An 18,287-nucleotide genomic window follows, 5' to 3' on the forward strand; every position below is an offset into this window, starting at 1 on the left:
GTGACCGCCGTCGCCATGGCCACCATCACCGTGACCGCCGTCGCCATGGCCACCATCACCGTGACCGCCGTCGCCATGGCCACCATCACCGTGACCGCCGTCGCCATGGCCGCCGTCGCCACCGTGGTGCCCGCCGTTACCACCGCCGTCACCACTGCCTGTCCCACCACTACCCGTCCCACCACTGCCTGTCCCGCCACTACCCGTCCCGCCACTACCCGTCCCGCCACCGCCTGTCCCGCCACTACCCGTCCCGCCACTGCCTGTCCCACCACTGCCTGTCCCGCCACTACCCGTCCCGCCACTACCCGTCCCGCCACTGCCTGTCCCGCCACTGCCTGTCCCGCCACTGCCCGTCCCACCACTGCCCGTCCCACCACTGCCCGTCCCACCACTGCCCGTCCCACCACTACCCGACCCGCCACTACCTGTCCCACCACTGCCTGTCCCGCCACTCCCCGTTCCCCCCTTCCCCCCACTCCCACTGCCCGCATTCCCGACACCAAGTCCCGCCGCGCCCGACGTCGATCCGCCGGCGCCACTGCCACCGTTAGCTCCAGACCCAGCCGATGAAGTCCCGCTGCCATTGCTGCTCTGTGAGCCCGAAGGCGATGTCGACCCCGGACTCGCTGCAGCCGCCACTCCAATTCCACCGGCCGCCCGCGACCCACCGTTTTCCTGCTTACAGCCAAGCGTGTCGAATAGCGGACAATCGATCGGCAATGTTTGCGCAACCATCAGCTTCGTCGAACTTGCCGACGGCGCCGTAGGTGCAGCCGGATCCGTTTGACCGCAAGCCATCGCAGCATAAAGACTCACAGCAACCGCCAATGCCGCTCTACGCGTCCCCAACGCCCGCGCGTCCCCGTTTTGTTTTTTCATTTCATTCTCCTAACTATATATCTCGAAAGACAGATCCAGACATCGAGTTAATCTCTGTTCGCTGTTAAAAAATGACCCTTCAAAACCCGGCCGACGTTGCCGCGTGCCACACAAAAACGCATGACGCTCGACATCTCTCCCACGGATAATCCCAATCCGATTTGTCGAGGTCCGGGCGAAAGGACTTGCTGTGCGCGAACAAAGCCCCGAAAAGAGCACAGCAGGGTCTAATGAAAACTGAAGTTATGCGGAGCGAGTTCCGGCGACCGTGCGTTAGCCCACGCAATACGAAATTGCTGGCCTGTTTCTGATCAATTGCGCTGCTTGACTGTCAAATATCGTTAATTACCGCCTTTTTTAGGGCGGAAATTTTTTTGTCTTTAGATATGCAGTCCAAACTATTTTTTTAATCGAAGCCCATATCTCTTCATCAGATGAATCGAGCAGTCGCAGCTAAACCTAACACTCAAGGCGAGCAACTTTCGAGTAGAGGAGCAGAGCGCAACGCGAACAACCGTTTCGTATAGGCGTTTGTCCGGACGCAAAAGAGATTTTGCAAAGGCGGGAGTGAGGGCAATCACACAGACAGCGCGAATCTGACGGGTCTACACTGCCCCAATCACCCGCGTCTTTCTACAAGAGATCAATACGCCGGGCGAATCCGAAGCGACGCCTTCACGTCACCTCAACCACAACTTTGCCCCGCGCGCTACCGTCGGCCAGTGCGTCATAAGCAAGCTGCGTGGAACTCAGATCAAAGCGCCGTGCGTCGAGGCGGGGCGCGAGCCTGTTTTCTTCGGCAAGCTGCGCCGCCACGCGCAGCATCTCGCCGTGATGCGCGCGGCCTTCGCCGGAAAGCAAGGCATGCAGCGTGAACACGCCCGAGTAAGTGGCTTCGCGAAACGACAGCGGCGCCAGCGCGTGCGTGCCCCACCCGAGCGCGCTGACTACATGGCCGAAATGCCTCACGGCGGCAAACGATGCGTCGAGCGTCGCCCCGCCAACCGTATCGACTACCAGGTCGAAACCTGCTCCGTTCGTCGCAGACCGGACATATTGCTCAACCGACTGCGCACGGTAATCAATCGGTGTAGCACCAAGCGCCTCCACCACGCCGCGGTCGCGCTCGCTAACTGTCGAAAAAACTTTTGCACCGAGCGCGAGTGCCAACTGCACGGAAACGTAGCCGACACCGCCCGCCCCGCCATGTACGAGCACCGTTTTCCCTACCTGCAAATGAGCGCGATCGACAATGCCCGAGTACGCCGTGATGAAAGCCAGCGGCAGCGCAGCGGCTTCGCGCATCGAGAGATTTGACGGCATCAAGGCCAGCAGATCCGCATCGACCGATGCGTATTGCGCCAGCGAGCCTTGCAGGCCGCCCACGCCACCCGTCATCCCGTACACCGGATCGCCCGCCTTGAACCGGCCGACACCCTCGCCCACCGTCTCGACGACGCCCGCCATGTCAATACCCAACACCGCAGGCAACGGATGTTTCGCGTGCCCGGCGGCGCCGGCGCGGATCTTGGTGTCAAGCGGATTCAGGCCGCTCGCGGCGATGCGTACCAGCACCTCACCGCGCGCCGGCTCGGGGCGCGGCAGTTCCGTGAGTTCGAGCGGGCCGTTGTGCTGCTTGAGAACGAGAGCTTGCATGGACATGACGCATCCTCAGCGAGGGGTTGTGAACGAGTCGATACGGGGATAATCCTCCGTGCGAAACGGCATGTAAATCGACCCTTCTGCAGGGCACGCAAATAGAAATGCCAGCTTTCGGCCACAAAAGTGTCGCCGCACAGCCACCATCCCAGCGCGCAACCAACACTTCCTCGCGCTGTTTTTCTCGAAGCGTTCCCTCCATCCGCTGCATCGCCGAGGGTGATCATTCCCGCCGCGGGTCGCAGACACTTGCCGCACGAGCTTTCGCGCTGTGCCGGTTGCGGGCGCGGGTTTACCTTCGTTTGACTTACCGAGGCAGCCCCGTTTACTGGACGCAAATTGAACCTCTTCAGACACTTTCATTTACTTTGTTCAGCTGAATAGTGTTCTGAGAGCGTCTTCCACTGTGTCTGGAGGTGTGCCATGGTTAGTGTGTCCAGCAGCGCCGTTGAAGAACTAAAAACCTCGACCCGCGGCCAGCTCCTGCTGCCCGGCGACGCGGGGTACGACGAGGCCCGCAGCATCTGGAATGCAATGATCGACCGGCATCCGGCGATGATCCTGCGCTGCGCCGGCGTAGCCGACGTGCGCCGCGGCGTAGCGTTCGCGCGCGACAACGATCTGCCGCTGGCGGTACGCAGCGGCGGCCACAACATTGCCGGCACCGCGCTGTGTGACGACGGCCTCGTGCTCGACCTGTCGCCGATGAAATCGGTGCAGATCGATCCGGCAGCGCGGCGCGCGTACGTCGAGCCCGGCGCGACGCTCGGCGACTTCGACCACGAAGCGCAGGCATTCGGGCTCGCCACCCCGCTCGGCATCAACTCGACCACGGGCGTGGCAGGCCTGACACTGGGTGGCGGGTTCGGCTGGCTGAGCCGCAGATACGGCATGACTGTCGACAATCTGATTTCAGCGGACGTGGTCACCGCCGACGGCGAACTGGTCCGCGCTAGCGCCGATTCACATGAAGATCTGTTCTGGGCGATTCGCGGTGGCGGCGGCAATTTCGGCGTCGTGACGCGCTTCGAGTTCGCGCTGCATCCGGTAGGGCCACTCGTGTACGGCGGCCTGGTCGTGCTGCCGCTCGATCAGGCGAAGAATGCCCTGCTCCAGTACCGCGCCGCTGTGGAACAGATGCCGGAGGAGCTAAGCGTATGGGCCGTTTTGCGGCTTGCGCCTCCGTTGCCGTTTCTGCCGCCCGAGGTGCACGGCAAGCCGGTGATCGTATTCGCGATGTGCTACTCCGGCCCAGTCGAAAACGGTCCGTCTGTCGTGGAGGCTGTGCGCGGCTTCGGCACACCCGTCGGCGAACATCTCGGGCCGATGCCGTACGCGATGTGGCAACAGGCGTTCGATCCGCTGCTCACGCCGGGCGCTCGCAACTACTGGAAGTCGCACAACCTCGACAAAATACCGGACGGTCTCATTGACGCACTGCTCGCTGCGATCGGCACGCTGCCGTCGCCGCAATGCGAAATCTTTTTCGGGCAGATCGGCGCGCAGACGAGCCGGGTGCCGGTCGATGCCACGGCCTATTCGAGCCGCGATACGCAGTACGCGATGAACGTGCACGGTCGCTGGGACGACACGAGCGATGACGAACGCTGCATCGCCTGGGCCCGCGCTTTCTTCGACGCAGCCGCACCGTTCGCGCTAGGTAGCGTGTACGTCAACTTCATGACGCAGGAGGAAAGCGGCCGGGTGGCCGATGCGTACGGGCCGAACTATGAGCGTCTCGTCGCCGTAAAGAAGCACTACGACCCGCACAACCTGTTCCGCCACAACCAGAATATCCGCCCGGCAGCGTAGGAATCCTTGGGGGGCACGGCGTTGACCGCCGTGCCCGTGTGCGAACGTCTGCGCATCACGGCTGTCTGACACCGAAGCCGTGGCATCGGGCACGCTAAATGCTGGTTAGCGGGTATACGGGTTTGCCGGCGTCACGGCACTCGCCGTTCAAATAGAAACCGCAACCTCCATACACACAAGGAGAACTATCATGCGCAGACGACAATTCATCATGACTACCAGCGCAGCTTTGGCTACTGCCGGTTTTGGCCTCGCCGGCTGCACGACCACGTCGCCGTCTTCGAGCGCGTCGCCCTCCGCGAACGCCGGCAAACGCGACTCGATCAACGCCGGAGTCGATTCCACCCTGCAGCGTCTCTATGCGAACGTGACAGGCTCGCGCGAACTGGTCGCCAAAGCGCGCGGCGTGCTCGTGTTCCCGTCTGTGATTTCGGCGGGTTTCTGGGTCGGTGGGCAATACGGCGAAGGCGCGTTGCGCGTGGCCGGACGCACGTCAGGCTACTACAGCACCGTCGCGGGTTCGTTCGGTTTGCAGATCGGCGCACAGTCCAAAGCGCTTGTGTTTCTGTTCATGACGCAAGACGCACTCGACACATTCCTCGCCAGCCAGGGATGGGCAGCAGGCGCCGATGCAACGGTCGCCGTGCTGAAGGTCGGCGCGAACGGCGCGGTCGATACCTCGACCGCCACCAGCCCGGTCGAGGCTTTCGTGCTGACGAACGGCGGCTTGATGGCCGGTGTGTCGCTCGAAGGCACCAAGGTTTCTCGCCTGATCATCTGAGCGAGCGCGCTCGCTAACGTACAATCAGCCACAGTCACGCGGCCACGGCGTTGCGCATTCGCGCGAGCCACCGCGTGACGCCCCAATCGCTCGCATGGCGGCGCGCTTCGCCGTCATGTCTGTATTATGCGAACACTGACCAAAGGTAATCTTTCCCCGAGGTCGTTTCTTTTTTTCTACATTGAATATTTCCCGCGCAGTCTGGCGGAGGGCCCTGTGACAAGACGCGTCTCGCTCGACGATGAAACCGAGTTTGCAATCTGGAGGCGAGGCAGCGTGGTGGACGCTACTTCGGCGCGCCGTGTGTTGATCGGGCATCGCGACAAGGCGATCGGCGAATCGCTGGTGCTGCTGCTTTCGCTGAAGGGATTCGATGCGGTCTACGCCGCTGACCTGATGAAGGCGAATAGCTTTCTGCATTGGTGGAAACCACATGCAGTGTTGCTGGACACGAGACTCGATTCTGTTTCAGATTACCAATTTATCCGTACCCTGCGCGCCGATGCGTCGAATGCCGGAACACTGCTGCTGGCAATGAGCAACATCTGGCCGCTCGATCCGGTTACCTTGCTGAAGGAGGCCGGTTTCGACGGCCATTGCCGTCGGCCATGTTCGCTATGACGGGTGGTGGATATCCTGAACAGCTATTTCGTCCACGCTTGAGCGATAGGCACGGCCGCTTCGCAATGAGCACAGCTGGCTCGATCAGTGTTCTTCCGGCAGCGTAAATACGGCAATCGCCGCCGCCAATTGCCCGGTCTGCGCCTTCAACACGTCGGCCGAGGCGCTGGCTTCTTCCACTAATGCAGCGTTCTGCTGGGTCGTTTGATCCATGCTCGCCACCGCGATGTTGACCTGCTCGATGCCCGAGCTTTGCTCGACAGACGCCGCGCTGATCTCGCCCATGATGTCGGTCACACGGCGCACCGCGTGCACCACTTCCTGCATCGTTTCACCGGCCCGGCCCACGTACTGCGAGCCGCCTTCGATCTGCGCGGCCGACTCTTCGATCAGCGTCTTGATCTCCTTGGCCGCCGCCGCGCTGCGCTGTGCAAGGCTGCGCACTTCGCCCGCCACCACCGCGAAGCCACGCCCTTCCTCACCGGCGCGCGCCGCTTCAACGGCCGCGTTCAAGGCAAGAATGTTGGTCTGAAATGCAATCCCCTCGATCACACCGATGATGTCGCCGATCCGGTGCGACGACTGCGAGATGCCGCGCATCGTCTCGACCACCTGGCCAACCACTTGACCGCCGCGCGCCGCCGTCTCCGAAGCGTTGTGCGCAAGTTGACTGGCCTGCTTCGCGTTGTCGGCGTTCTGCTTCACGGTCGCCGTGATCTGCTCCATGCTGGAAGCCGTTTCGCCGAGCGCGGTGGCCTGCTGTTCCGTGCGGCGCGACAGGTCCGCGTTGCCGGCGGCGATCTCGTTGGACACCGTCGAAATCAGCGTCGCACCGCTGCGAATCTGTGTGATTGCTTGCGCGAGTCGATGTTGCATGCGCTGCATCGCGGCGAGCAGGCTGACGTCGTCGCCGGCTTTCGTCTCGACGACCACATCGAGATCGCCGTCGGCGATACGTGAGGCGATCTGCGCCGCGTAAGCCGGTTCGCCGCCGAGTTGCCGCAAGATGCTGCGCACGATCACGCCGATTACCAGCGACACCATCAGACACAGAATCAGCGCGGCGCCGACGTACTGCATGAGGGTCGTGTAAAACGCGGCGTCGATATCGTCGGTGAACACGCCGGTGACGATCGTCCAGTCCCACGGCTTGTAAAGGCGCACGTAGTTGATCTTGGGCGCCATCTGATCGGAGCCCGGCTTCAGGAACTGCAGGTGGATGAAGCCCTCGCCTTCGCGCTCGGCGAGGTCCGAGCCGTCCTTGAATACGTGGCGGCCTTTAGGATCCGTGAAGCCGCTCATGTCCTTGCCTTCGAGGTCGGCCCGCACGCCGTGCATCAGCACTCTTGCATGTGCGTCCTCGAGCACGAGGTAGCCGCCGGCGCCGTCGTAGCGCATCGCGCGCAGGTCGGCCATAGCCGTGCGTTGCGCGTCGGCGAGTGACATCGTGCCGCCCGCGGCGAGGCCGTTATAGCGATCCAGCACGCTGTAGGCCACGCTCACTACGCTTTTCAGTTCGGCCTGACGGTCGGCGATCATCGTATCGCGCGTTTTGAAAGCGCCCCACAGACCGATCGCCAGAATTCCCATGCACATTACCGCTAGCGCGAGCCAAAGCCGCACTTTCAGGCGAAAGCGTTCCATCTCCGTATTCCTTTGTCCTTGTAGCCGGCGCCGCGCGAACGGGCGCCGCAACAGTTCATGTCAATCTTAGGAATAACGGCGGAGCGGGGGAAAACTTCAGCGTTTGTTTCATACCTTCGCCCGTTGTCCTGCGGGGCTGGCCTTGATTTGTTCTGCACACCTCGGCGGCAGTGCTCAAATCTTCATTCGGCCGGCAACGCAAGCGAGGCAACTTCACAGCGCGGCCACTGCTGCAACACCTCGGGCGCCAACAGCAACTTGGCTGCCCGCACCCCCGCACCCATCACAATCTGAGCACGCTCCATGACAGCGGCATCGACGAGAATGCGCCAGTCCTCCGGCAAGCCGAAGGCCGTGATTCCGCCGAACTCCATCCCGCTATGCTCCACGGCGGCCTCCCGCTTGGCGAACGACAGGCGCTGCGCGCCAAGCGCCGCCTTCACCGCGCCATTGATGTCCAGACGCAGCGAGCCGAGCGACACCAGCGCTGCGTAATGCTCGGCGCCCTCCTTCTTGTAGCGGATCACGATCGTGTTAGCGCAGTCTTCAAGGCCGAAACCGTAGCGCGCGCTAAATTCGGCGGTGTCCGAAGCGTCGTCGCTAACGGCGAACACGGTCACGCCCTGGGCCGGCAAATGCTCGACGACGTTCGCCGGCAAATGCGCGCTCAATTGTTCTGCGGGAATGACGTCCAACTGCTTTACGAGTTCGTGCGAGTGCATAGTGATAAAAGTGTGAAGGTCCATCGGCATTCTAACGGCATGCCTGCTTGCGGGCGTATCGCGGGCACACGCATGCAGCGCTTGTTATAGTGACAGGCACAAGGTTTGCGAAAGGCGTCGATGCGCGGACTGCATCGAGGCTACCTCAACGGCACGCACACGGCCCATCCGGCGCCAGTATCCCATTGAGAAGAACGACCATGGACAGCGACATGCTTTCCGCCGAGAACCTCCAGTTGGTGGCCCGCAAGCAGGCCAATTGGGCAATCGGCGCATTCAAACAGTTTGCCGACGACCGCTGCGCAGCCATGGCGGCCAGCATCGCCTTCTATGCGGCATTTTCGCTTGCGCCGACGCTGGTCATGGTGATCGCCGTGGCCGGCTGGTTCTTCGGCGCTCAAGCCGCGCGCGGCGAGCTGTTCACCCACATTCACGGCCTGCTCGGCGACCAGGCCGCCGCGGGCGTGCAGACCATCGTCGAGAACGCCCATCACAGCGGCAGTGCCGGTGGCATCGCAGCCGTCATTTCATTCACGATGCTGGCGATCGGCGCCTCGGCCACCTTCTCATCCCTCAATAGCGCGCTCAATCTCGTGTGGCCGTATACCGGGCCGCGCTCGTCGAGCGTGATTGCGATGGTGCGCGTGCGCCTGATTTCGTTCGGCCTGGTGCTCGGCGTCGCGTTCCTGCTGATTGTCTCGTTAGTGCTCGATACAGTCATCACGTTCATCGGCAAGTGGCTGTGGGGCGACTCGCCCTATGTAGTGATCGGCAATCTGCTGCAACTCGGTGTCGGCTTGCTGGTGCTGGCGTTCGCCTTTGCCGGGCTGCTGAAGTTTCTGCCGGACGCCAAGGTGCAGTGGCGCGATGCGTTCGTCGGCGGGATCGTCGCGGCCGTGCTGTTCTCGGCGGGCAAGAAGCTGTTCGCGCTGTATATCGCGCACGCCGGGATGGCGAGCTCGTTTGGCGCGGCCGGCTCGCTGGCCGTGCTGCTGATGTGGCTGTACTTCTCGGCCGCCGTGCTCCTGCTCGGCGCGGAGTTTTCGGCGGCGCGCGGGCGCATGCATGATCCGCGCGGTGGATGGGGCATGCAGGACGAGTCGCCGCCCGGCAGCCGCGCCAAGCTCGCTTCGGTGCTGGCGGCATCGACGGTATCGGCCGATGCGCTGCCTCGCGCGGATGACGGTGAATCGCATGCTGCCGGGTTTGCGCCTGCTGCCGGAGCGGCAGAAGCGGCGGCTCTTGCCTCGACCGCTCCAGCGTCGGCTTTACCGCGGGTGCGCGAGCGGAAGAAGACTTCAGCGCGGGCGACCGCGGTCAAGATCGGCCGCACCGTCGTCCTTGCCGAAGCGCAGGCGACACGCGTCGCCGCCGTCACGCTGGTCGAAGCGCACCGCCGGGCCGTCACCGCCGATCGCTATGTCAGACGCTATCCGTGGACCTCGGTGCTGTTTGCTGCGGCGGCCGGTCTGGCGGCGGCCGCCGTGGCGCGCCGCAACGGGGGACGATAACGGCCATCGAGAGTGAGGCGCGATGCCGTCGCGCCTCACATTGACACAGCAGAAACGACTGCCTCGGTGTGAAGACCACAACGGCGGACCACAACGGCGGACCACAACGGCAAATCCCAGCTACAGGCTGCAACCGCAGCGATTGCGCCTGCTCATAGCGCATAAATTGTGTCTAGCGCTCCCGTCAAGCGAGACGCAGCTCCGTTTTTATATAGACGCTGAAAAACGGGCAGAACATCTAGACGACTACATTACGAAAGCCATTCAAAAGAGTGTCCAAATTGCAGGCATCGGAGCCTTCACTGTCAACAAAACAACAATAATGCCCAATTAACGAATGAATATTGCGGAAATAGCAATAATCGTTAACGGGCTTTAAATACAAGGCTTTGCGTCGTTTGTCACTTTTTAGAGACACTCTTTTTTTTCCAGTTCTTACCAGTTGAGGCAGTGAGCTATTCTCCTTTCCGCAACAACAAACTAATCATCTGCGTGGAGAAATGGATGAAACGAATCGCCCTGTCTACCCTCTCGCTGGCGCTCCTCGGCGTCACCGGCGTAGCACATGCTCAAAGCAGCGTTACCCTTTACGGCCTGATCGATGAGTCGATCCAGTACGTTCACAACACGCAAAACTCGGCTGGTCAGAACAAGAATCTGGTCGCGATGGTTGCCGGCAACCTGCAAGGTGATCGTTTCGGCCTGAAGGGCACGGAAGATCTCGGCGGTGGCCTGAAGGCAATCTTCCAATTGGAAAACGGCTTTGACGTGAACACCGGCAAGCTGGGTCAAGGCGGCCGTATGTTCGGTCGTCAAGCCTTCGTCGGCCTGACGGGCGATCAGTGGGGCACGGTCACGCTGGGTCGTCAGTACGACCCGGTGGTCGACCTGGTTCAGCCGCTGACGGGTGACAACTACTTCGGTTCCACCTTCGCAACGCCGGGCGACGTCGACAACAACGACAACTCCTCGCGCACGAACAGTGCTGTCAAGTACACCTCGCCGGTGTGGGGCGGCTTCCAGTTCGAAGGCATGTACGCATTCGGCGGCGTGGCTGGCTCGACGGGTTCGGGTCAAACGTGGTCGGGCGCTGCAACGTACGCAACGGGTCCGTTCAGCGTGGCTGCAGGCTACTTCAAGGCCGACAACGGCAACACGCTGGGTAGCCGCTTCACTGTCAGCGGCACGCCGCCGGCGGCAACGCCGAGCTGGAACGGCAGCACGTCGGACGGCACGTTCGACGGCCAGGTCAACAGCTACTACGCATCGGCGAAGTCGATCGGTATCGCTCAGGTCGCGGCACAATACGTGGCCGGCCCGTTCACGGTCAACCTCCGCTACAGCAATGCGCTGTACAAGCCGGACGGAATGTCGGGCTTCGGTTCGACCGAGAAGTACAACGTCGGCGGCGTGTATCTTGGCTACCAGGCAACGCCGGCTATGCTGGTGGGCGTGGGCTACATCTACACGAAGGCTACGGGCGACACGAGCGCAACGTATAACCAGGTTTCCCTGGGCGGCGACTACAACCTGTCGAAGCGCACGGACCTCTACCTGGTCGGCGCATGGCAACATGCGACTGGCGAACAACGCAATACGGCGACCGGCGGCCTGACCGCTGCCGGTGCATCGATCGGTTCGTACGGCTACAACTCGGCTTCCAACGAGCAAGTAATGGTTAGCCTGGGCATCCGCCACAAGTTCTAATCGAACTTGACGTACTGCTGAAGCAACACGCAGTTGAAGACCAGCCACAGGCGATAAACCTGTGGCTGGTTTTTTTTCGTCCTCTGGTTTTGGTGCTCGCCGCGAAGACAGGCCCGTCCGGGTCACACCACGGATAGACGGACAACCGCGCTTGTCCTGCGCGTTCATCGTGACCAACTCAACGTGCGAACCAATAGAAAAGGCCGCCAGCAAGCCTTAAACAGGCTCGTGACGACCTTGGTGCGATGCTCCCGGCCCGTCAGCGCTACGCTGAACTGGCTAACGCCGCTGGCCCTTTCCCTTCTCCGCCTGCGCCAACGTCTGCGCCGGCTTCGCATCGAGCTCATGCTCCATGCCGTCCGCCCCGACCGGCGCGCGATGCAGCACCAGTGCACGCTCGCGTTGCAGCAGCGGCACATTGGGCGAATCCTGCCAGTCCGGATCGGGAATCTCGCCGAACACCTGGCGTAGCCGCTCGCCCCACGTACGGTGAATCATCTCGAAGTACGCATTGTCGTGGTCGATCGAGACGAAGCGCGTGACGTGCAGCGAATCTTTCTCGTACACCAGCAGATCCAGCGGCAGCCCGACCGACAGATTCGAACGCAGCGTCGAATCCATGGAAATCAGCGCGCACTTGGCCGCTTCGTCGAGTGGCGTGGACGGCGTCAGCACGCGGTCGATGATCGGCTTGCCGTACTTGGCCTCGCCAATCTGGAAATACGGGTTCACGGACGACGCTTCGATGAAATTCCCTGCCGCGTAGATCATGAACAGACGCGGCCGGTTGCCCGCGATCTGGCCGCCGAGAATGAAGCTGCAATTGAAGTCGACGCCGAATTCCTGCAGCGCCTCGGCTTCGCGCTGATGCACGCAGCGCACCGCGCGGCCGATCACGCGGGCCGCGTCGGCCATGGTGGGCGCGCTCCAGAGCGTGGGCTGCGAGGGCTCGGCGGGCTCGGACAGCTCGTGCAGCACCGCTTGCGTGAGCGACAGATTGCCGGCGCCCAGCAACACGAGCATGCGTTCGCCCGGCTGCTCGAACACCGACATCTTGCGCGCGGTGCTGATGTGATCGACGCCCGCATTGGTGCGCGTGTCCGAAAGGAACACGAGCCCGTCGTCGACGGACATCGCGACACAGTAAGTCATAGGAAAAGGTACCCGCAGAAAACGACAGAATGGCGCTATTGTAATGCGGCCCGCATGCGCCTCTCTCCGTATTACGGCGGACGCGGGCCTAATCTGAATAGCTAGGCGGGCTGACGCTCATTCAAGCCGTTGCCATGGTTGCCGGCATGCCGCCCTGCAATGCGCCCGTCAAGGCGGTCCTGACAACCCATTGGCCTCCTCCAGCGGGTGCTATTGCGACAGTTGCCCGCTGACCGTGACGGATACTTTCAACTCCTCCTCCAGCCCGCCGATACGCCGGCCGCGCACCGGCGCGGCGGCTTCGTAATCACGCGCCACGGCGAGCCGGCAGTAGATCTCGCTGGCAAACGCGGCATGCGTGACATCGACGGAAATCCAGCCCTTGCCATCGAGCCACACGTCGACCCACGCGTGGCTCGCGCCGTGCTCTCCCCCAAGAGGCGTTCCTTCGGGGCCGACATCACCGGGTTCGATGTAGCCGCTCACATAACGCGCCGGAATGCCACGCGCGCGGCAGCAGGCCAGCATCAGATGCGCATGGTCCTGGCACACGCCGTTGCCGAGCGCGAGCGCCTGGGCGGCCGTGCTGGTGACTTCGGTGATGCCGGAGTTGTACTTCACGCGCTGCAGGATCTGTTCGGACAACGCGATCAGATTGCTCGAGCTCGCGAGGCTCGGCACCGATTCAGCCAACTCGCGGATCGCCGCATCGGCTTCCGTGAGACGCGTCGAACAGGTGAAATGCTCAAGCGGAATCGGGCCGACGGCGTCGGGCAATTGGCCGTCCTTCAGCGGAATCGTGTCGACTTCGCCCGCAACATGCAGACGGATCTCGCCATGCGGCTTGTTGATCACGAGCGTATGCAGCACATTGCCGTAGGCGTCGAAGGTGGCGTCGAGCTTGCCTGGCGCATCGATGCTCCAGCGCCGCACCACCTGCGACGCGCCACTTGCCGGTGTCAGACGCAGTTGCTGGATTGAATAATGGACAGTCGCTTCGTAGCGATAGGACGTGTCGTGGCGGATCGTCAGGTACATAGGAAAACTCCGTCAGGCGACTGGCAGCATCAGATAAGTACGCGCGACCAGATTGCCGAGCTCGAACACACGAGCAAGGAACTGCGTCAGATAGGCGTGCAGGCCGGCTTCAAAAATCTGCCGGATGTCGGAGTACACCAGTTCGGCGCGCAGCTTGCCGGCGAACCGTTCGCACTGGTTCGAGCCCGGCGTGCGCAGCATCGCCAGATTCGTGCAGACGCCTTCGAGCGAAGCGAGCAGCGAGCGCGGCATCTGCTGGTTCAGGATCATCAATTCGACCACCCGCGCCGGCGTGACGACATCGCGATACACCTTGCGATAGATCTCCAGCGCCGACACCGAACTGAGGATCGAAGTCCAGTAGTAGAAGTCTTCCAACTGACGCGCGGCATCGCGTGAATTCGGCTCGACGTCGGCGAAGCGCACGTCGAGAATCCGCGCAGTGTTGTCGGCGCGTTCGAGGAAGGTGCCGAGCTGCGTGAAGAAGAACGCGTCGTCCTGCAACGCGGTGCCGATCGTCACGCCACGCGACAGGTGCGAGCGGAACTTCACCCACTCGAATAGCGCGCCTGGATTGCTCGACGCCTGGCCTGACGAAGCGCGTTCGTTGAACTCGAGCCAGGTGTCGTTGATGGTTTCCCACCATTCGGTCGTCAAGGTACCGCGCACGGCGCGGGCGTTTTCGCGTGCGGCCTGCAAACACGAGTGAATGCTCGACGGATTGGTCGCATCGGCCACCATGAAATCGAGCACATGTTCGCGGGTCGGTTCATCGTAGCGCTGCGCGAAAGCGGTTTCGAGTTCGGAAATGCGCAGCACCGAGCGTTGCGCGCGCGCCTCCTGTTCGGGCGTTTGCGGCAACAGCAACGCCTTCAGATTGATGTCGAGCATGCGGGCGGTGTTCTCCGCGCGCTCCATATAGCGGGCCATCCAGAAGAGGTGATCGGCGGTTCGGCTTAGCATGACGGCGTTCCGTATCTGATGACGCAAGACCTTTGCAGAAGTAAAAGGTCCGCGCGGGTTATCCGTGTGCGCCGGCGACGGTTTGACTCATCTGCCGGCGAGTGAGGTTGCGGGCGCGGTTGCCTGCATGGCGACAGGTGTTGCTATGTGATCTGCTGCATTAACTGTCACATGAGCTGTCACAAGAGCTGTCACATGAGCAACCGCATCGGCAACCGCGTCAGTCGACCATCCACGTATCTTTAGTCCCGCCTCCCTGCGACGAATTGACGACGAGGGAGCCCTCCTGCAACGCCACGCGCGTGAGACCGCCCGCGCACATCGTCACGCCCTTGCCGGACAGCACGAAGGGGCGCAAATCGATATGGCGCGGCGCGATACCCGCTTCGACAAAAGTCGGACACGCGGAGAGCGCGAGCGTGGGCTGCGCGATGTAACCCGCGGGCCGTGCAATCAGGCGCTCGCGGAACGATTCGATTTCGGCCTTCGTCGACGCCGGCCCCACCAGCATTCCGTAACCGCCCGCGCCGTGAACCTCTTTCACGACCAGCTCCGGCAGATGCGCGAGCGTGTATGCAAGATCGTCGGGCTTGCGGCACTGGAACGTGGGCACGTTGTTGAGGATCGGCTTCTCACCGAGGTAAAACTCGATCATTTCCGGCACGTACGGGTAGATCGATTTGTCGTCGGCGATGCCGGTGCCCATGGCGTTCGCGAGCGCGACGCGTCCGGCGCGATAGGCGGTCAACAGACCCGGCACGCCTAGCGCCGAATCGTTGCGGAAGGCGAGCGGATCGAGAAAATCGTCGTCGACGCGGCGGTAGATCACGTCGACGCGCTTCGGCCCCTGCGTGGTGCGCATGAACACATAGTTGTCGTCGACGAACAGATCTTTACCCTCCACCAACTCGACACCCATCTGCTGCGCAAGGAAGGTGTGCTCGAAATAGGCAGAGTTGTACATGCCCGGCGTGAGCACCACCACGACCGGATCGTCGACGCCTTCGGGCGCGACCGAGCGAAGTGTGTCGAGCAGCAGATCGGGATAATGCGCGACCGGCGCAATGCGGTTCTGCACGAACAGTTCGGGGAAAAGCCGCATCATCATCTTGCGGTTTTCGAGCATATAGGACACGCCCGAGGGCACCCGCAGGTTGTCTTCGAGCACGTAGAACTCGCCCTCGTCGCCCGCGCGCACCACGTCGACGCCGGCGATATGCGCGTAAACACCGAGCGGCACATTGACGCCCTGCATTTCAGGCCGGTATTGCGCGTTGGTGTAGACCTGTTCGGCCGGCACGATACCGGCGCGCACGATATTGCGATCGTGATAGACGTCGTGGATAAACAGATTGAGCGCCTGCACCCGCTGGCGCAAACCCGCCTCCAGCGTCTGCCATTCGCTGCGCGGAATGATGCGCGGAATGAGGTCGAAAGGAATCAGCCGCTCGGTGCCGGACAGATCGCCGTTCACCGCGAAGGTGATTCCGACCCGGCGGAACAGCAGGTCGGCTTCCGCACGCTTACGTGCGATCGCCTCGTTGCCCTGCTTTACCAGCCACCGCTCAAAGCGCGCGTAGTGTGGCCGCACGGAATCGTCATGATGACGCATCTCGTCATAGCATCGCATGTCACGCCCCGCTCTTGTTGTCGGATAGAAGGCGAATGCGCTGCGCATTCGGTGTTCGACAATCGTTCAAGCAAGCGCTATGCCATTGAGCTTTTTGCGTGCGAAACACGCTGCGTGCACGCTAAGAGCGCATCCCGACCGGCATGGCCTCGTTGCCATCGTACTGCGGCGGCCCATGATGCGCTAGTACGGTGCATCAGCGGCACCGTGGCGGACGGCGGCGAATTCGCCAAACCACAGCGGACGCGCATAAAAAATCCCCGAGGATTCGCATCCTCGGGGATTCGGACAACTCGCACTGCGGATCGGCTCAAACGTTAACGACAGTCAAAAGCGGACAGTCAAAAGCACACGGTTAAAAACGCACGGCTAAAAAACCACCATTAAAAACCGCCGTCACGCATGAAGCGCGATCAGCCTGCTGCTGCGTCTTTCAGCTTCTTCAGCGGACGTGCCTTGATGCGCACGCTAGCCGGCTTGGCCGGGAACCAACGCTCTTCGCCCGAGAACGGGTCTTTGCCGAAGCGCTTCTTCTTCGCCGGCACAGCTTGCACGACGATCTTCAGAAGGCCCGACAGCGTGAATTCGCCAGCGCCCTTCTTGTGCACGGCGCCGAGGATCGTGTCTTCGAGCGCGGCCAGCACAGCCTTGGCGGTCTTCGGTTCCACAGCAGCGCGTTCAGCGACGTGTGCAGCCAGCGAGGCCTTCGTGAAGGTGTCCTTGATCGGCGACGGAGCGCTGGAAGCCTTCACGGCGACCTTCTTAGCTGCGACGGCCTTCTTCGCAGGAACAACTTTCTTTGCAGCAACCTTCTTGGTCGGTACCGGGGCAGCAGCCTTCTTGGCCACCTTTTTTGCGGAAGTCGGCATGTTTCTCCTACCTGTAGTGGTCAGTGAATTGCATGAAGCGCACACGGTATGTGCACGCTTCAACGCCGGATTCTACAAGCGCTAATACGATTTGCGCGACTCTTTTGTGTATAACAGCGAAGGTTTGTTGCGCGGCGCAGACTTCGCAACACATTTTGATCCTTGTTTTAGCGGGTAAACGTGCGTCGCCGCGCCTCGGACCGGTCTGCAACACGAACACGTAACGTGCGTTACAAGCCGTTTCGATACCTGAATAGAGGCACTTTCGGCGCCGGGCGATGGTCGGCGGATGGCGACTCGACGGTCAAAACGTGGCTCGCCGACGCGCTCGCGATGTCGATTCACGCGACGGAAAAAACACGCCCCCTGCAGCGAAAGTCTCTGCAGGGGGCGGCTAACATGACTCTGCGACAGAAACTCGCAGGCCGTTTCAACGCGCGATCATGGCCGGCTGACGTGCTTCAGATCGTGCTCGCTCTCTTTCACATGGGCCCAGTATTCGTCTTCGTCGCGCGCCATGCCGAGCTCGCCGTTGCGATAGGCGATCGCCAGCGCGAGATTGGCCTCGGGTAACTCCGCATTGGCCGCGCGCGTCAGCCATTGCAGCGCCATGGCGTCGTCATGCGGCAGCGTCGTGCCGAAGCGATACTCGTTAGCGAGCTGGAATTGCGCGAGCGGCACGCCAGCTTGCGCCGCCTGCGCCAGCCAGTGAATCGCGAGGCGAGGATCACGCGCGACGCCGTAGCCGTTGCGATAAAGCGTCGACAGATCGTACGCAGCCTGCGGATCGTGCGCTGCGGCTACGCTCAACCAGCGGCGGCTTTCCGCGTAATCCGGCGCGATGCCGGGCAGTCCGCGCAGCAGCAGATGTCCGAGCGTGGCTTGCGCACTCGGCACAGCATCGAGCGCAAGTTGACGATACAAGTCGACGCCTTCGCGCCGCTCGTCGAGTTGCGCCGAGCTCACCAGCACGTCGGCCAGGGCCTCGCGCGCCGCCGCGTTGCCGAACGCGGCAGCGACGCGCAGCCGCCACACCGGCCACGCCGCGTGCGTGGCCGTGCCCTGCATCCGCCAATCGTCGATCTGCACATTGGAGACGGGCGTCGCCACGCGTGTAGCTGAGACCGTGGCGAGCGTACCGGCAGCGAGGGCGAAAGCCACCGCGACGCTCACCACCACTGCCGCCGGCTCTCGAGAAACATCGCATGGAAGTACGGGTGGTTTTCAGGCCGTTTTCGTGTCGGGAATGATCTGGAAACCAAGCGCGGACGCGCGGCGTCTGAGCGCCGCGATGCT

At 62.2% G+C, this 18,287-nt stretch carries 15 protein-coding genes; 5 read left to right on the top strand and 10 right to left on the bottom strand.

Annotated features, from left to right (window positions below):
- Together KHO31_RS38255 and KHO31_RS38260 are read right to left on the bottom strand one after the other, a co-directional pair.
- The coding region (locus tag KHO31_RS38255) for a hypothetical protein (protein WP_211625997.1) at nt 1-425 on the bottom strand (425 nt) is incomplete at its 3' end.
- Between the two features lie 1,132 nt (nt 426-1,557).
- Nucleotides 1,558-2,544: a zinc-dependent alcohol dehydrogenase family protein gene (locus tag KHO31_RS38260; RefSeq protein WP_211625999.1), complete on the bottom strand. Its 987-nt coding sequence runs from the start codon at nt 2,542-2,544 to the stop codon at nt 1,558-1,560.
- 420 nt (nt 2,545-2,964) lie between these two features.
- On the opposite strand from KHO31_RS38260, the gene KHO31_RS38265 reads away from it, so the two are divergent.
- The 3 genes from KHO31_RS38265 (at nt 2,965) to KHO31_RS38275 (ending at nt 5,755) form a co-directional block, all read left to right on the top strand.
- Nucleotides 2,965-4,353 carry an FAD-binding oxidoreductase gene (locus KHO31_RS38265; RefSeq protein ID WP_211626001.1) on the top strand — a complete coding sequence of 463 codons (1,389 nt, stop codon included), beginning with the start codon at nt 2,965-2,967 and terminating at the stop codon, nt 4,351-4,353.
- 190 nt (nt 4,354-4,543) lie between these two features.
- Complete coding sequence (locus tag KHO31_RS38270; RefSeq protein WP_201077728.1) at nt 4,544-5,134, top strand: BPSL1445 family SYLF domain-containing lipoprotein; 591 nt, start codon at nt 4,544-4,546, stop codon at nt 5,132-5,134.
- Between the two features lie 216 nt (nt 5,135-5,350).
- The gene (locus KHO31_RS38275; protein ID WP_211626003.1) at nt 5,351-5,755 is read left to right on the top strand and encodes a response regulator; all 405 of its coding nucleotides are present in this window, start codon (nt 5,351-5,353) and stop codon (nt 5,753-5,755) included.
- A gap of 84 nt (nt 5,756-5,839) precedes the next feature.
- Here the strand turns inward: KHO31_RS38275 and KHO31_RS38280 are convergent, their stop codons facing one another.
- The gene (locus KHO31_RS38280) at nt 5,840-7,399 is read right to left on the bottom strand and encodes a methyl-accepting chemotaxis protein (RefSeq protein WP_201077724.1); all 1,560 of its coding nucleotides are present in this window, start codon (nt 7,397-7,399) and stop codon (nt 5,840-5,842) included.
- 182 nt (nt 7,400-7,581) lie between these two features.
- The gene (locus tag KHO31_RS38285) at nt 7,582-8,121 is read right to left on the bottom strand and encodes a YbaK/EbsC family protein (protein ID WP_201077758.1); all 540 of its coding nucleotides are present in this window, start codon (nt 8,119-8,121) and stop codon (nt 7,582-7,584) included.
- 200 nt (nt 8,122-8,321) lie between these two features.
- On the opposite strand from KHO31_RS38285, the gene KHO31_RS38290 reads away from it, so the two are divergent.
- Both KHO31_RS38290 and KHO31_RS38295 read left to right on the top strand, forming a co-directional pair.
- Nucleotides 8,322-9,632 carry a YihY/virulence factor BrkB family protein gene (locus KHO31_RS38290; protein ID WP_201086508.1) on the top strand — a complete coding sequence of 437 codons (1,311 nt, stop codon included), beginning with the start codon at nt 8,322-8,324 and terminating at the stop codon, nt 9,630-9,632.
- Nucleotides 9,633-10,136: 504 nt separating this feature from the next.
- On the top strand, nt 10,137-11,339 hold the full coding sequence (locus tag KHO31_RS38295; RefSeq protein ID WP_201077720.1) for a porin: 1,203 nt from the start codon (nt 10,137-10,139) through the stop codon (nt 11,337-11,339).
- A gap of 279 nt (nt 11,340-11,618) precedes the next feature.
- Here KHO31_RS38295 and KHO31_RS38300 read toward each other — a convergent pair whose 3' ends face one another.
- The 6 genes from KHO31_RS38300 to KHO31_RS38325 all read right to left on the bottom strand — a co-directional run bounded on the left by KHO31_RS38300 (nt 11,619) and on the right by KHO31_RS38325 (nt 18,152).
- Nucleotides 11,619-12,491, bottom strand: a complete 873-nt coding sequence (locus KHO31_RS38300; protein WP_201077718.1) for a proteasome-type protease — start codon at nt 12,489-12,491, stop codon at nt 11,619-11,621.
- 210 nt (nt 12,492-12,701) lie between these two features.
- Nucleotides 12,702-13,529, bottom strand: a complete 828-nt coding sequence (locus tag KHO31_RS38305) for a transglutaminase family protein (protein ID WP_201077716.1) — start codon at nt 13,527-13,529, stop codon at nt 12,702-12,704.
- A gap of 12 nt (nt 13,530-13,541) precedes the next feature.
- Nucleotides 13,542-14,492, bottom strand: coding sequence for an alpha-E domain-containing protein (locus KHO31_RS38310; RefSeq protein ID WP_201077714.1), 951 nt, complete (start codon nt 14,490-14,492; stop codon nt 13,542-13,544).
- A gap of 220 nt (nt 14,493-14,712) precedes the next feature.
- Nucleotides 14,713-16,122 carry a circularly permuted type 2 ATP-grasp protein gene (locus tag KHO31_RS38315; protein ID WP_201086507.1) on the bottom strand — a complete coding sequence of 470 codons (1,410 nt, stop codon included), beginning with the start codon at nt 16,120-16,122 and terminating at the stop codon, nt 14,713-14,715.
- Between the two features lie 413 nt (nt 16,123-16,535).
- Entirely contained in the window at nt 16,536-16,991 is a 456-nt protein-coding gene (locus tag KHO31_RS38320; protein ID WP_175048835.1) for an HU family DNA-binding protein, read from the bottom strand.
- A gap of 441 nt (nt 16,992-17,432) precedes the next feature.
- Complete coding sequence (locus tag KHO31_RS38325) at nt 17,433-18,152, bottom strand: tetratricopeptide repeat protein (RefSeq protein WP_211626005.1); 720 nt, start codon at nt 18,150-18,152, stop codon at nt 17,433-17,435.
- Nucleotides 18,153-18,287 lie beyond the last annotated feature (135 nt).

The organism is Paraburkholderia domus (assembly GCF_905220705.1).
Classification (GTDB): Bacteria; Pseudomonadota; Gammaproteobacteria; order Burkholderiales; family Burkholderiaceae; genus Paraburkholderia; species Paraburkholderia domus.